This window comes from Vibrio profundi (assembly GCF_005281835.1).
In the GTDB taxonomy this organism is placed as follows: domain Bacteria; phylum Pseudomonadota; class Gammaproteobacteria; order Enterobacterales; family Vibrionaceae; genus Vibrio; species Vibrio profundi.
Genome location: NZ_RZIS01000009.1, coordinates 188,141 through 202,972, shown reverse-complemented (window position 1 = coordinate 202,972; position 14,832 = coordinate 188,141). Strand labels below are relative to the sequence as shown.

At 42.2% G+C, this 14,832-nt stretch carries 18 protein-coding genes; 10 read left to right on the top strand and 8 right to left on the bottom strand.

The genetic code is table 11. The features are described from left to right. Positions 1–128: 128 nt before the first annotated feature. Genes ELZ11_RS19590 through ELZ11_RS19570 form a run of 5 tightly spaced genes read right to left on the bottom strand, consistent with a single transcriptional unit; the run spans position 129 to position 2,671 of the window. Positions 129–446 (bottom strand): hypothetical protein, encoded by a 318-nt coding sequence (locus ELZ11_RS19590; protein WP_137359067.1) that lies wholly within the window; start codon positions 444–446, stop codon positions 129–131. A 3-nt stretch (positions 447–449) separates the two neighbouring features. Continuing rightward, the gene (locus tag ELZ11_RS19585) at positions 450–788 is read right to left on the bottom strand and encodes a DUF1293 family protein (protein ID WP_137357505.1); all 339 of its coding nucleotides are present in this window, start codon (positions 786–788) and stop codon (positions 450–452) included. Next, a complete protein-coding gene (locus tag ELZ11_RS19580; RefSeq protein WP_137359066.1) occupies positions 776–1,891 on the bottom strand; it encodes a replication initiation factor domain-containing protein in 1,116 nt (371 codons plus the stop codon). The genes ELZ11_RS19585 and ELZ11_RS19580 overlap by 13 nt, the downstream gene beginning before the upstream one ends. Then, positions 1,881–2,081, bottom strand: a complete 201-nt coding sequence (locus ELZ11_RS19575; RefSeq protein WP_137359065.1) for a hypothetical protein — start codon at positions 2,079–2,081, stop codon at positions 1,881–1,883. Before ELZ11_RS19575 ends, ELZ11_RS19580 begins: the two co-directional genes overlap by 11 nt. A 2-nt stretch (positions 2,082–2,083) precedes the next feature. Beyond that, a complete protein-coding gene (locus ELZ11_RS19570) occupies positions 2,084–2,671 on the bottom strand; it encodes a 3'-5' exonuclease (RefSeq protein ID WP_137359064.1) in 588 nt (195 codons plus the stop codon). Between the two features lie 135 nt (positions 2,672–2,806). Here ELZ11_RS19570 and ELZ11_RS19565 point away from each other — a divergent pair, with 135 nt between their 5' ends. Next, the gene (locus ELZ11_RS19565; protein ID WP_137359063.1) at positions 2,807–3,175 is read left to right on the top strand and encodes a DUF3693 domain-containing protein; all 369 of its coding nucleotides are present in this window, start codon (positions 2,807–2,809) and stop codon (positions 3,173–3,175) included. Positions 3,176–3,319: 144 nt separating this feature from the next. Here ELZ11_RS19565 and ELZ11_RS19560 read toward each other — a convergent pair whose 3' ends face one another. The 3 genes from ELZ11_RS19560 to ELZ11_RS19550 all read right to left on the bottom strand — a co-directional run bounded on the left by ELZ11_RS19560 (position 3,320) and on the right by ELZ11_RS19550 (position 6,678). After that, positions 3,320–5,041: a response regulator gene (locus ELZ11_RS19560; protein WP_137359062.1), complete on the bottom strand. Its 1,722-nt coding sequence runs from the start codon at positions 5,039–5,041 to the stop codon at positions 3,320–3,322. 1 nt (position 5,042) lies between these two features. Further along, positions 5,043–6,224, bottom strand: coding sequence for an FIST signal transduction protein (locus ELZ11_RS19555; RefSeq protein ID WP_137359061.1), 1,182 nt, complete (start codon positions 6,222–6,224; stop codon positions 5,043–5,045). A 73-nt stretch (positions 6,225–6,297) separates the two neighbouring features. Continuing rightward, entirely contained in the window at positions 6,298–6,678 is a 381-nt protein-coding gene (locus ELZ11_RS19550) for a hypothetical protein (protein WP_137359060.1), read from the bottom strand. Positions 6,679–6,936: 258 nt separating this feature from the next. Between ELZ11_RS19550 and ccoN the strand changes: the two genes are divergently transcribed. From ccoN to ELZ11_RS19505, 9 genes are all read left to right on the top strand, one after another. Then, entirely contained in the window at positions 6,937–8,364 is a 1,428-nt protein-coding gene (gene ccoN, locus ELZ11_RS19545; protein WP_167494725.1) for a cytochrome-c oxidase, cbb3-type subunit I, read from the top strand. Between the two features lie 12 nt (positions 8,365–8,376). Continuing rightward, the gene (gene ccoO, locus ELZ11_RS19540; protein ID WP_137359058.1) at positions 8,377–8,997 is read left to right on the top strand and encodes a cytochrome-c oxidase, cbb3-type subunit II; all 621 of its coding nucleotides are present in this window, start codon (positions 8,377–8,379) and stop codon (positions 8,995–8,997) included. A gap of 9 nt (positions 8,998–9,006) precedes the next feature. Further along, positions 9,007–9,180, top strand: a complete 174-nt coding sequence (locus ELZ11_RS19535; RefSeq protein WP_137359057.1) for a cbb3-type cytochrome oxidase subunit 3 — start codon at positions 9,007–9,009, stop codon at positions 9,178–9,180. Further along, entirely contained in the window at positions 9,180–10,154 is a 975-nt protein-coding gene (ccoP, locus tag ELZ11_RS19530; RefSeq protein ID WP_137359056.1) for a cytochrome-c oxidase, cbb3-type subunit III, read from the top strand. Before ELZ11_RS19535 ends, ccoP begins: the two co-directional genes overlap by 1 nt. 83 nt (positions 10,155–10,237) lie before the next feature. Then, positions 10,238–10,717, top strand: a complete 480-nt coding sequence (locus tag ELZ11_RS19525; RefSeq protein WP_137359055.1) for a FixH family protein — start codon at positions 10,238–10,240, stop codon at positions 10,715–10,717. A 2-nt stretch (positions 10,718–10,719) separates the two neighbouring features. Next, positions 10,720–13,092, top strand: coding sequence for a heavy metal translocating P-type ATPase (locus ELZ11_RS19520; RefSeq protein ID WP_137359054.1), 2,373 nt, complete (start codon positions 10,720–10,722; stop codon positions 13,090–13,092). After that, positions 13,092–13,265, top strand: coding sequence for a cbb3-type cytochrome oxidase assembly protein CcoS (ccoS, locus tag ELZ11_RS19515; RefSeq protein ID WP_137359053.1), 174 nt, complete (start codon positions 13,092–13,094; stop codon positions 13,263–13,265). Before ELZ11_RS19520 ends, ccoS begins: the two co-directional genes overlap by 1 nt. Further along, positions 13,262–13,942, top strand: coding sequence for a sulfite exporter TauE/SafE family protein (locus ELZ11_RS19510; RefSeq protein WP_137359052.1), 681 nt, complete (start codon positions 13,262–13,264; stop codon positions 13,940–13,942). The genes ccoS and ELZ11_RS19510 overlap by 4 nt, the downstream gene beginning before the upstream one ends. Before the next feature lie 86 nt (positions 13,943–14,028). After that, positions 14,029–14,775, top strand: coding sequence for an FNR family transcription factor (locus ELZ11_RS19505; RefSeq protein ID WP_137359051.1), 747 nt, complete (start codon positions 14,029–14,031; stop codon positions 14,773–14,775). Positions 14,776–14,832 lie beyond the last annotated feature (57 nt).

The window sequence follows — 14,832 nt, the reverse complement described above, 5'->3', positions numbered from 1 at the left end:
CGCATTAAGCGCTGTAGTCACCGCACTGTCTTCAGCAAAAGCCGCAGAAGAAACACCAAGAGTTGCACCAGCCAAAAGTAAACGTTTCATAAGTTTTATTTCCTAAAATGTATATAAAGATTAAATGCTTAGCGTCTGCCAAGCGCTTTGAGTATTCGCCCCAGTGCGTGACCAGAAACGAATGAAAATAGAATCCAACCTGAAACCGTGGTGTAGATTTCCGAATCAATGTTGAGTTGGTAATCGCTGCTTACTGCCGCAGGTTGTGATTCTAAAAAGTAATAATTGTTTTGAGATTCCAAGAACTCGGTTGTTACCGATACCGCCCAATCACAATTGCTCTTGTTTGTACTCACGATATTGGTCGTGTTGTACTCCAAGATGATTGTTGAGTTAGCCCCATCAAAAGAGAGAAGACTGGCGCAGTACCCTGTAACAAATGCCATGGATTAAGCCTTAAGTGACGCTTGGAAATGCTTTTTGATTTCGTCGTCCACTGGCTCAAGCTTGTTCACCAAAATGTCTAAAGGATCATTCGGGTTAGCACCAAAGCTCAGTTGGTATTCGCGGTTGGCCACGAACGCACGCGACTGGATAAGCTGACGCGCATAATCCACGTCGATTTTCAGCGCTTGCTTGTTGTAAGGAATGTCGGTTGAGAAGCCGATGCCCGTTTGTTGAAACTTTTCATTGTCGACTTCTTCTACCGCGCGAAGTACTGACAGTTCAGCGAATTCCATTCCCGATTTAGGGAAACGTTTGATAGAGATTCCAGTTATTGTAGGCATATTCTTGACTCCAAAATTTCGACTTTTTGTCTTGTGTATTCGTCGGGAACGCCCAACGAGGTTTCAAAATTGGCACGTCGATGATGTGTAGGGATGAGCATTCCAAATGCTTCACCTAAATCACCATCAGTCATGGCCACGATTTCAGATAGCGCTTTTCCACATTGGCGACGAACCCAAGCAATACGAGCCATGAACTCTAATCCGGCTTTCTTCTTGTTGAGTTCAATCTTCATAGGTTCAGCTGGGTCGATACTGGCTGAGAAATCGCAAAGGCCAGCAAAGGCAGAAGCAGGAGAGGCCATCAATGAAACGTCGCACTTTTTCAGTTCCACTTCATTGCGGTACCAAATCACTTCAGGGTCAGTGATTTTCTGCTCGAATTTCTTGTTGTAGATACGCCAGTAAATAGAAGACGTACGAGAGCCAACCAAGACCGCTTCTTCAGACAATTCGCCTGTTTGGGAAACGCGCTTATGAGGGACCATTGTCGGACCACGACCACGAGAAGCAGTGCGAAACGCTCCCTCATAAAAACATTTCTCAGCGTACTTACAGTCAAAGTTACCCGTGTAATCATCGACGCATAAATCCAAGCGGGCGAGGCGAGTGATACCCAGGCAAGAGGCCAACCACCAATGGATTTTTTCATGGGTCGTAAACTCAAACAGCTTCTTACAACCTGTACCGTTTACTTGAACAAATACGGTGTCATTGTTGCCGCCAATCCCAACCAAGCCACATTCAACGGTGCCCGTCGAATCCAAAATCACCATCGAATCTTGATAACCATGCAAGCCACGGCCACGCATAGGAGACAGACGGAAGTTAAAGACTTTCGACATGAACTCATCAAACCTATGGGACAAAACCTTACGGCACTTGTTACGGTGTAACTCGATAGATTTCTCGATGGCAGCGGGCGAATCTTGCTTACCATCAACGCGAACCTTTTTAAATTCAGGAAATTGCAAGTTGATAAAATCTTGGTCGTTAGAGCTGTCCAAGTGTCGAAGCGAGCCATACGAAAATGAAAACGCTAAGTGATCCACTTGAACCGGACGAACTTCATCATGGAACTTGTGCGGTTTTTTAGATGGCATGAAACACGCCCTTAACCAAAAGCTCTTGGTAGTTGTCATCCGTTATCTCAACAATTTGAAATGAGACCATGCCGTAATGAACCTCTAGGAACTGGAAGAAGTCGCGTTGCGTCTTAAAGAAGTTATGACCCCAAGGAAAATACGCGTTGATACCGTGATTGGGTTCGTTGTCGAAGTAGATGGAATCCATGATTAAACCTCTGATGATTTAATCTTGGTGTTTACAACATCAATTAGGCGACGAGTCATTTCACAATCAGCTGTTGCGCGGTGTGCTGTTAAATCAGAAACATTGATGTTCTGTTGTGAACAAGCATTGGATAAGGACTGCCATTTGAAATCATCGTGTTCATTCATTTCGCCATAGAACTCAGCGTACCAGCGCATAACGCAATATGTTTTAGGTCTGATGGCGCGAAGAAATGAACGGAAACATTCAATAGCGTCAGACGAAGCGCCGGAATAACTGAAGGATTGAAATAGGAGTCGCAGGTCAAAAGAACTGTTATAAATGAGCAAGGAATCGCATTCAGAAAGCAAAGATTCAATGGTTGATTTGATTTCAGGGAAAGTCGGGTGCCCAATAACATCTGATGAAGTAATCCCATGAATAGCTGAAACATCACAAGGAATTGGTTTTACAGGGTCAATTAGCGAGCTAAATAAGATGTTGCCAGAGTTAGCGCAAATTAAAGAAACTTCGACCACTTCAGCAAACCTATCTAGGCCAGTGGTTTCCGTATCTAAAATAATAGCGTTGTGAGTGCTTAGCTTTTTCATAAAACCACCATGACTTGATTGAGAGTGACCAGGTTTGAATCTGTTGGTGAGGATTATAGGCACGATTAACTGTGCCTGTTAAGCACGGAAAATCATGCCTAATCAGCTAGAATAAAGACAAAGGGAGAATTCAATATGTATCAAAATGAGCTGTTAGATGCCTATAAAAAGGCGAAAAACTACGTACAAGATAAGCAGATTGCACATGATTTGAATCTGCCGAGACAGCGAATCGGTGAAATGCGTAAAGGAACACGCTATATATCTGATTCAGAAGCAGTTTTTCTTGCGGAAAATTCAGGAATAGACCCTGAGATTGCTTTGGTGGGATGTCACGTTGATCGCAACGAAAATCCAGAGATTAAACAGTTGTGGGAACACATAGCAAAAAAGTGCAACGGGCTAGGATTAAAAGCGATTTCAATGACTTGCGCGGGATTTGCGTTGATGGTGATCACACCAAATAAGGCTCTAGCTCAGTGCGTATTATGTGTATTATGTTAAATTAAAGGTACGATATCTTATAGTATGCGCCCTCTACCTCTTTATTGATTTAATTAGCTTGGTTCTATTGAACATAACCTATTTACCATAAAATACCTAATAATCATATATCCTAATCTTCGATTAAGAATACAATTATTAGTCTTAAGATAAGCCTACTGACTTAATTGCTTTATCAATCTCTGCCGTTCGTACCGGCTTTCCGACAAACGCGTTCATTCCGGCATCTAAACATTTTTGTTTGTCGCTGTCTGTTGTGTGGGCTGTTAAGGCAACTATTGGGTTGTTGATAGATTCTTTCCGAATATATTTGGTTGTTGTTAAACCGTCCATTACCGGCATAGATAAATCCATAAAGATTAGATCTAAGCTCTGGTGATGTTCTTTCACAAATTTCACGGCTTCAGAGCCATTACTCACTATTCGTACTTTGTGACCCATTCTATTTAAAATTAGCTTTATGACCATTTGATTCGTTGGGTTGTCTTCAACCACTAGAATGGATAGCTCTTTTGGAGTTTCTTCTATCGCGTCTATCGTAGATGTATGTTTTACATCATTTACAGATTTAGCTTTAACGGGCAAATTAATTAGGAATTCAGTTCCAATATTAAGTTCACTTTTAACAGATATTGAGCCGTTCATGAGATGAATCAGATGCTTTGTAATTACCAACCCTAAGCCTGTTCCTCCGAAGCGCCTTGTTATGGAACTATCGGCTTGCTTAAAAGGCTGAAACAATTGAGTCAGTTGCTTCTCACTAATTCCGATCCCGGTATCCTTTATTTTTATACATAAGTTAGTGTTTGAAGCCACCACCTCTACTGCAATATCACCAACTTGCGTAAACTTGACTGCGTTCCCCACTAAATTGAATAACACTTGAGCGACACGTGTTGAGTCTAGATAATAAAATGTTTTGGCTTCAATATTATTCGTTAGTGATAACGTAAGATTCTTCTGACGCGCGAGCCTGCGTTGTTCTTCGATAACAAACGTTACAGTGTCATTAACATCAACCCACTGTGGTGATAGAGTAAAGCTGCCTGCTTCTATTTTGGATAGATCTAAAATATCGCTAATGATGGTAGAAAGGAGCTCAGAGGAAAACTCCATTTTTGCAATAATATCTGCCTGCTCTTTGGTTAATGACGATCGCTGAAGAATGTCAAAAAGCCCGATAACTGAGTTGAGTGGTGTTCGTATTTCATGGCTCATCATAGCAAGGAATTCAGATTTTGCTCTGTTAGCTTTTTCTGCTTCTATTTGGGCTTCAAATAATTCTTGAGTCCTTTGCCTAACCGTTTCTTCAAGCCTTTCTTTGCTTTCAATATCAATGACAGCCCTTTCAATGATTGGTCGAAAGCGCATCAGTGTATGTTTGGTCTCTACACTGAAGTTTTTTGCGTGAGAACCGATTAAGATAATGACAGATTGAGTTAATCCAGTGTCAATGCCAGTTAGTAGAACGGTCCCTATTTGGTTTAAAACAATAGAGTTTAAATCGCTAAACTCTTTAAGTTTATGAGGCTCAAAGAGTATTGAACATTCGCCGTTAATAGTTCTATTAAACTTACTGACATGCGTCCAGTTTTGGTCAAGGAAAATAGTGTTGGTTGAAAGTAGAGTCTTGAAGCTTTGTTGTTCTGACTTTCGAGAGAGTACAATGAAGTCATCATAGTCAATGTACTTCCTAAGAACGGTGTTCAGGCTTTGAAATATCTGCTCACGACAAGAGGCTCGGCTAATTTCAGATATAGTTGATAGGATCGCCCTATTCTCTTCAGAGGTACGAGCTTCTCTTGCTTTAACTCGCTCTAACTCGATTAGAGCCTCGTTGAGTTTTTCCGTATCTAAGGTGCTCATTCTATGCCTTTAACCTATAAAACGTTGCAGAAGACACCATCAAGTTTCCGTGCGCACTTTCTCCGCCGCACAACCTTCCTTGCTCACCAAACGTGAAGGGGCTGATGAATGGCTGCCCTTCGAGTGCGATGTTGATTTTGTCACACACGTCTTGCATATCTTGTTTAAGGTATAGCATTGGCCCCGCGCAGAATATGTTTATGGCCCCAAGTTTCTCTTCAACTTCAACCCCTTCATAATATGAAGACTTAATTACGTGGGCCGCGCGGCTGATCAACTGATCTTTGCAACCAGCCATTAGGTAGACAGTGTCACCTTCACTCAAGTCAGTGAACAGCTCTATTCCATTATTGTCTGTTTCGCGAATCGGGTGAGATAATTTGAAATAAGGTTGAGTATGATCTGTCCCCACATGCCGACCTAATGGGTATACAGTCGCTCGCTCGAATAGGAAAGTATTGTTGTCATCTTTAATATGTTCATTCGTCCATGCATGGTAGACCTGTGTGGCCGGCTTATCATCAATTTCTAGCAACACTCGTTGGTTTACCTTGGATGCTATACCTGAAAATTTTGTTGGTGCATGGCCTGCGCTAAAGGATGAATAAATAGCCTGCGATGCAAAGAAGACAGTTATAGACAGTGCATTGCTAGAGCACTTCTGCTCTGTGAATACCGACCAAGATTTAGAAACCATATTATCTGCAGCGCTGCCACCAATTAAAGGTACTTGAGTACCAAATTTCTGGTCCAACGCATTTAGGACTTTCTCTTCATCGCCTGGAGTTGAATGCATAAGTATTAAGTCGGGCACTTCACCAACACGATCTGCACTTAATAGCGCCATGTCGATAACATGCGATACAGTGTCACTTATTGACTCGCCAAACTCGCCTATTCCTGTTCCATAGGCATTGATGCCACTGTCATAAACAGCAAGTAGACCTACTACAGGGCCTTTCTGAAACCCCTTTTCGGTCATTACGCCTTGGCACGTGGTGCACCCGTGAATGGGAACGTTATTAAAGCGTTTCACCAGTTCTTGTTGTAAAGCCGACGCATCGTATTCTTCGGTGCAGTAGCAAATGAGGCAAGCAAGGTGGTGAGTAGATAGAGATGAGCAAAACTCAGCGACCACTTTGTCTTCATTTAATGCTGTGGATGTTAAAGATTTAAACTTCATTCGCTGATTCAGTTAGTAAGACCAAAGTTGAATTTATAACACTTAACTATTGTGTTGATATTGATTTGATGCATTAGTTTTGGCTGTGATTTGGTTTTGTGAGCTGTACTACTAACGGCTTTTCTTGTTGCGCCCATGTAACAGATATTACTGGATCTGCATCATTAGACTGAACCAACCAGCGAGATTTAGATATTTGGCTAATTTGAGTAGGCTGCTCAACTGAAATATCAAGATCTTCACTTTTTGATGTTTCAATCAAAAAGCCATCGCTATGGTTAGAAATCGTAATATTCCAGTCATCAATTTCTATTTCACAAGGTAAAGTGGCATCGCACTGCCAATTTGATTCTTGTTCGTATGTCACTGTTCTCCAAGTGAATGCTGCTAACAAAATAACCATCATGAACACTATTTGAACAAGTCGCCCTTTTGTTAACTTCTGTGCTGCCATTTTATCGCTTACTCCTTGTAACAAACTTCAAAGTTTTTAAATAAATTTACAAATCCAGACCAAGGGTAAGGTTACTACTCTGTCATTGATTTGTTAATTCAAGTATAGTGTCGCGTTGAAAATGCCACTTTTTTTCAAAATCAGCAAGCAGAAATAAAGTTATGAATAAGCTCACTTTCTTTTGTAGATTTGGGTGGCATTACGACGTTTGTCGTGTTGGAAGTAAAGTGTAGTTAATTAGAAATTGGAAGCATGCAAATGAGCCAAGAAAAGCAGCTTGAACAAAACTACAACTATACAGTCGTTCGTCAGTTTACCTTAGTAACCATTCTCTGGGGTATAGTTGGCATGGCTGTTGGTGTTTTGATTGCCGCTCAATTAGTTTGGCCACAGCTAAACTTTGATACGCCGTGGTTGACGTACAGTCGTTTACGTCCCCTGCATACTAATGCGGTTATTTTTGCGTTCGGTACGAGTGCCCTGTTTGCAACATCATATTATGTTGTGCAGAGAACTTGTCAGACGCGTTTATTTGGTGGCCCTCTTGTCGCCTTCACCTTTTGGGGTTGGCAAGCGATTATTCTTTCCGCTGCAATCACTCTACCTTTGGGTATTACCTCAGGTAAAGAGTACGCAGAACTAGAATGGCCGATCGATATTGCTATTACCTTAGTATGGGTTGCTTACGCCATCGTGTTCTTCGGAACTATGATTAAGCGTAAAACTTCTCATATTTACGTAGCGAACTGGTTCTTCGGAGCCTTCATTATCACCGTTGCTGTTTTACATATCGTAAACAGCCTTGCTATCCCTGTCTCTCTGACTAAGTCGTACTCAATTTACTCAGGTGCGGTAGATGCAATGGTACAATGGTGGTACGGCCACAACGCGGTAGGTTTCCTATTAACAGCTGGTTTCCTTGGTATGATGTACTACTTCGTACCTAAGCAAGCAGAGCGTCCAGTTTATTCTTACCGTTTGTCTATTGTTCACTTCTGGGCATTGGTGTCACTGTACATTTGGGCTGGTCCTCACCACCTTCACTACACTGCACTTCCAGATTGGACTCAGTCTCTAGGTATGGTTATGTCTTTGGTTCTATTCGCTCCTTCTTGGGGTGGTATGATCAACGGTATTATGACTCTATCTGGTGCTTGGCATAAGCTGCGCTACGACCCTATCCTACGTTTCTTAATCGTTTCTCTATCATTCTACGGCATGTCGACTTTCGAAGGCCCAATGATGGCAATCAAAACGGTTAATGCACTTTCTCACTACACGGACTGGACTATCGGCCACGTTCACTCTGGTGCGTTAGGTTGGGTTGCAATGGTTTCAATCGGTTCTGTATATCACCTAGTTCCTCGCCTATTTGGTCAAGAACGTATGTACTCTGTATCTCTAATCAATATTCACTTCTGGTTAGCAACTATCGGTACGGTTTTCTACATTGTTGCAATGTGGATCTCAGGTGTAATGCAAGGTCTGATGTGGCGTGCAGTTAACTCTGACGGCACACTGACGTACAGCTTCGTTGAATCTGTACAAGCGTCTTACCCATTCTACTTTGTACGTTTCTTAGGTGGATTCATCTTCCTATCTGGTATGTTCTTATTGGCATACAACACGTACAAAACTGTTACTGCATCTAAAGGTAGCCTAAAAGCTATCCAACAGCCGGCATAAGGAGATTAAAGAATGAGCTCAAATTCAAACAATCGCCATGAATTAGTCGAAAAAAATGTTGGCTTACTAGCTATCCTAATTGTTATTGCGATCAGCTTTGGTGCACTAGTAGAGATCACTCCGCTAATTTTCCAAAAGCAAACTACTGAACCTGTAGAAAACCTACGCGTTTACTCTGCTTTGGAAATGGAAGGTCGTGATATTTACATCCGTGAAGGTTGTAACGTTTGTCACAGCCAAATGATCCGTCCATTCCGTTCTGAAACAGAGCGTTACGGCCACTACTCAGTTGCTGGTGAAAGTGTGTGGGAACACCCATTCTTATGGGGTTCTAAGCGTACTGGTCCTGACCTAGCACGTGTAGGCGATCGTTACTCTGATGAATGGCATCGTGTTCACTTGATTGACCCTCGCGAACTAGTTCCAGAATCGAACATGCCTGGTTTCCCATGGCTTGAAGATAATGTACTAGATGGCAAATTGACTCAGCAGAAATTAGAAATTTTCCGCAATCAGTTTGGTGTTCCATACACTGATGAGCAAATTGCAAATGCGAAACAAGATGTTGAAGGTAAAACAGAGATGGATGCAATCATCGCTTATCTTCAGTCTCTTGGTCATGCAATGAAATAAGGCATAACTATGGATATTATTACTTTTCAAAGTATTTGGACTGTTACCGTTTTTGCTTGTTTCATTGGTATCGTTTGGTGGGCTTTCGGTAAAAACCGTAAGTCGCGTTTCGACGAAGATGCAAACCTAGTGTTCGCTGACGAAGCACCTGCGAAAAATAAAAATCAAGGAGTGACGAAGTAATGAGTACATTCTGGAGTATTTGGGTAACAGTAATCACAATCGGTACGCTGATTGGCTGTGCAGCCCTACTTCGTTGGTGTTCCAACGATAAAACAGGTGTAGAAGAAGGTCATGACATGGGCCACGAATACGATGGTATTCGCGAGCTTAATAACCCACTTCCTAAATGGTGGACATACCTATTTATTAGCACACTTTTTTTCGCAGTGGTTTACTTCATCCTTTACCCTGGCTTGGGTAACTTCAAGGGTGTTTTAGGTTGGACAAGTTCAGACCAAACGGTTCGTACTGTTGAAGAATCTCGTGCTTCTGTTGCGGCTTCTCAGTCTAACAAGCAACTTGACCAGTATGCGAAAGAGCTTGACGATGCAGATACCTACTTCGGTGAAGCATTTAAGCAGCTTGCCTACAACGAAGACGGTTTACGCCCATTACCTGAAATCGCTAAAGATTCTGAAGCGATTAAAGTTGGTCAACGTCTGTTCCTACAAAACTGTTCTCAGTGTCATGGTTCGGATGCTCGTGGTCAGAAAGGTTTCCCTAACCTGACTGATGACGCTTGGTTATACGGTGGTGAACCACAAGCAATCTTAACTACTGTTCTGCATGGTCGTGTTGGCCAAATGCCAGCATGGAAAGATGCGCTAGGTGAGCAAGGCGTTAAGGAAGTTGTAAGCTATACGCTAAGCCTATCGGGTCGTTCGGTTAATGCTCGTGAAGCAGAAGCAGGTAAAGCTCGTTTCGTTGTTTGTGCAGCGTGTCACGGTACAGATGGTAAAGGTAACCCAGCAGTTGGTGCGCCGGATCTAACTGACCGCGATTGGTTGTTTGGCGATTCACGTGCAGACGTAACTGAAACTGTAATGAACGGTCGTTCTGGTGTAATGCCAGCTTGGAAGGACATTCTAGGCGAAGACAAGGTTCAATTAGTTTCTGCGTATGTGTGGAGCTTAAGCAACTCAGATAATAAGTAACATTTCAATAACAGCCCCTTTCTAAGGGGCTGTCTTTCCTATAGTTTATAAACTTTCTTATTTTAGCTGTTGAGATCTTTTTTATGGTAAAGCCTTGGTATAAACAATTCTGGCCGTGGTTCCTTATTGCCCTGCCTATGACTGTTGTTGTTTGGACTGTAATCACTGTAACTGTGTTTACGCAAAACTCTGTTCACTTAGTGACTGAGGATTACTATAAAAAAGGTAAAGGCATTAATATTGACCTTTCTAAAATCAAAGTATCTGAAGAGTTGGGCTTAAAAGCTTCAATCGAATCAGAAAGCAATTCAATTACTATTAAGCTTGATAAAGGTGAGCTACCTCACTTCCCTGCAATCAAAGCAATGTTCGTTCATAGAACACTTCCAGATCGTGACTTCACCGAGCTACTGACAGCAGATGCTAAAGGTAACTATCGTGTGACTCCTTCTCAAGAAATTCAAGGCCCATGGTTTATTGAAATCACCCCTCATAACGAAGAGTGGTTGATTCAAGGCCGCGTAAACTTTCCAACTGAAACTACTACTGACTTAATGAACTAATTATGTGTGAATCCTGTTATCACTGCGGTGAAGAAGTACCAGTAAATACGGATTTTAAAGTAGAGATTTTAGGGCAACTACGAACCATGTGTTGCCCTGGTTGTGAAAGTGTCTCTCAAACCATTATAGACAGCGGGCTGAGCTCCTATTACCAGTATCGTACTGCTCCAGCTGAGAAAGCTGATTTAGTGCCAGAGCAACTTCGCTCACTTGCCCATTATGACAATGCTGATGTCCAACAAGAGTTCGTAAGACATGTAGAAGATTCGGCGCAAGTTTCCCTTTCACTAGAAGGAGTGTCTTGTGCCGCTTGTGCATGGTTAATCGAAAAGAAAGTTGCGGCTCAACCTGGCGTTGTGTCGATACGTGTCAATACAACGACAAACCGCGCCCTATTATCTTGGGATAATTCCAAAGTACGCTTGAGTGCGTTGCTTTCTTCTATTCATGAGCTTGGCTATAAAGCGGCTCCATTTGAAGCAGACAAGCAAGAAGCTGCGTATCATCATTCGATGAAGCAGTACCTATATCGACTCGGTGTTGCTGGCCTAGCGACAATGCAAGTGATGATGCTTGCTGTTGCTTTATACCTTGAAGTTTTTGGTAGTTTAGAGCCTGAATTTAGAAACTACTTTCGCTGGGTGAGTTTAATCTTCGCAACTCCTGTTCTTTTATATTCTGCTCTACCGTTTTACATCAATGCTTGGCGCAGCCTTAAAGGCCGCACGCTTGGAATGGATGTCCCGGTTTCGATTGCTTTATTGTTCGCTTATTTCGCGAGCTTGGTTGCGACAGTGACCGACAAAGGAGAAGTCTTCTTTGAGTCTATCTCAATGTTTACTTTCTTCTTGCTTCTGGGGCGCTTTTTGGAAATGCGAGCACGCCGTAAAGCTGCGGCTGCAAGTGGTAACCTGTTAAAACTGATTCCAGCGATGGCGACAACCTTAGATGGGGAGCAGATTCCAGTTAAGACATTAAAAGTTGGTGATAAAATACGTGTTTTACCGGGGGAACATATCCCAGCTGATGGATTGGTTCTCTCGGGGCGTATCCATATTGATGAGTCGATGTTAACTGGTGAATCTATCCACGTTGTTAAACAACATGGTGATAGCGTTTTTGCAGGTACTCTTAATGGCGACGAATCATTCGAGTTAGAAGTTACTACTTCTAAAGCGGACTCGATGATCTCTAACATTGTCCGCCTCCAAGATGAGGCTCAATTGTCTAAACCTCGTATTGCCGAGATAGCGGACATTGTGGCTCGATATTTTGTTGCGGTCATTTTGATCGTTTCATTTGCAACTTGGTTTTATTGGCATGACGCAAGGCCGGAAGACGCTTTCTGGATTATGCTGTCTGTCTTGGTGGCGACTTGCCCTTGTGCTCTTTCACTTGCGACGCCAACGGCCCTTACTTGTTCTACATCACGCATGGGGAACTTTGGAATCCTATTGCGTAAAGGCCATGTTTTCGAAACGCTGTGCAAAGTAAATCATCTGATCATTGATAAAACGGGTACGCTTACTGAAGGAAATATACAAATTGCTGATGTAATCTTGTATTCGGATCTCGACAAGGATACCTGTTTTAAAGTTGCAGCAAGCCTAGAGCAACATGCTAATCATCCAATTGCCAAAGCATTCGATGAATACTTTGACTCAAGCGTTAAAGTCAACTCGGTAACAAATATTATTGGTTCTGGTATCGAAGGTGAGTGGCAAGGAAAGAAAGTGACCATAGGTAGTGCGAAATTCATTTTAGGTGACGATGTTAATGCCAAATGTAATGGTATTTACCTGGCAATCGAAGGCAATCATGTTGCGACTTTTGTTTATGAAGATCCTATTCGAAAAGAAAGCGCAGAGTTAATCGAAAAATTCCGAGCTGCAGGTATAAAGACTACCCTGCTGACTGGCGACTCTATGTCAAATGCAAAGCCAGTCGCCGCGAAGATTGGTATTACAGATATTGTTGCTGGTGCAAGCCCTGAGGATAAATTGAAGTACCTTAATAGCACTGATGGCCGTGATATCACTATGATGGTTGGAGACGGTATTAATGATGCGCCGACGTTGGCTGGTGCGCATTTATCTGTTGCAATGGGCGGTGGTACCGATGTGGCGAAAGCATCTGCTGATATGGTTTTGCTCGGTGACCGATTAGATAAGCTCTTAGAAGCTCGCCAGCTTGCTCTAAAAACTCGCAAGATTATTCGAGAGAACTTAGCGTGGTCATTAGGGTATAATCTTTTAATTCTGCCGTTAGCGGTTGCTGGTTTAGTCGCTCCATATATTGCAGTTGTAGGTATGTCCGCAAGTTCAATTATTGTTGTTTCCAACTCTTTAAGGCTGCTTAAAGAACAAGGTAAGTAATGGAAAGTTTATATATATTGATTCCAATCGCTATTATTCTCGTATGTGCAGCTGTCGCTGTATTTTTATGGGCTGTTAAAAGTGAACAATTTGAGGATTTAGAGCGTCAAGGTCATAACATCTTGTTCGATGAGGAAGATAGCGATCAGTCTAAGGCTTCAGCTAAGAAATGAACCCTGATTGGATCGGAGCATTTTTTGTTGGCCTGATCGGCGCTGGCCACTGCATGGGGATGTGTGGTGGCATTGCGTCTGTATTGTCCCTTGGTAATCAATCAACGCAAAGTAAAGTACTTACCCCACTCTTTTATAATACAGGCCGTTTACTCAGTTATTTCATTATCGGTGCAATAATTGGCGGGGCGGTTTCCAGTATTTCTCAGTTTAGTGAAATCAATAGTGCTCTCGTGTGGCTGCGTTTAGTCGCAGCTGTCTTTATGATCTTGCTAGCGCTTTATATCGGGAAGTGGTGGCATGGTTTACTGACCGTTGAGAAAATAGGCCAGTTTGTTTGGAAGGTTATCTCACCTTTAGGGCAATCTATTTTACCGTTGAAGCACCCTACCCATGCCTTACCTTTTGGGTTTATTTGGGGATGGTTGCCTTGCGGGTTAGTTTACTCAACTTTAACTTGGTCTGCTGTGTCTGGAGGTTGGCTAGAAGGTGGATCGATCATGCTTGCTTTCGGCTTAGGCACCCTACCAGCTATGTTGACAGTTGGGTACGGCGCTTCATTTCTTAAAAAACTGCAACAATCTCAATTATTTCGCCAAGCTGGTGCTTTAGCAATCTTGTCTTATGGTTTATACACCGGTTATGACGCATTAACGCTTCTTTTTTATACCGTATAACCATTCTTTTAATGCTGTTTTTTTACTATCCATTAGTATTAATGGATGCTAAAATATTGACGTATATCAAATAGTGAAAGATTATTATGATTTCTGAAAAGCCTGTGACGAAACGTGTTCAGTCAGGTGGTTGTGCTATTCATTGTCAAGATTGCAGCATCAGCCAACTGTGTATCCCTTTTACTCTAAGCGAAAATGAGCTTGATCAGTTAGATCAAATCATCGAGCGTAAGAAGCCTATCCAAAAAGGCCAAGAGCTATTTAAAGCAGGAGACGAATTGAAGTCTCTATATGCTATTCGCTCTGGCACAATTAAGAGCTACACAATCACCGAACAAGGTGATGAGCAAATTACAGCATTCCACCTTGCTGGCGACTTAGTTGGTTTTGACGCTATTACAGAAGACATCCACCCTAGTTTTGCTCAAGCTCTTGAGACTTCAATGGTTTGTGAGATTCCTTACGAAATCTTAGATGACTTATCAGGAAAAATGCCAAAACTTCGCCAGCAGATCATGCGTTTGATGAGTAACGAGATCAAAGGCGATCAAGAAATGATTCTACTGCTTTCGAAGAAGAATGCAGAAGAGCGCTTAGCGGCTTTCCTATATAACTTGTCTACTCGCTTCTCTCAGCGTGGCTTTAGCCCAAGAGAGTTCCGTTTGACGATGACTCGTGGTGACATTGGTAATTACTTAGGTTTGACTGTCGAAACAATCAGCCGCCTACTTGGTCGTTTCCAAAAAGCCGACATTCTAAGTGTGAAAGGTAAATATATTACTATTGAAGATCACGATGCTCTAATGGAGTTGGCTGGCGTTTCAAAAGAATAACTTATTTATCAATGATGTAGCTCTATAATGAGCTACATCAAGTTTCTTATCTAAATC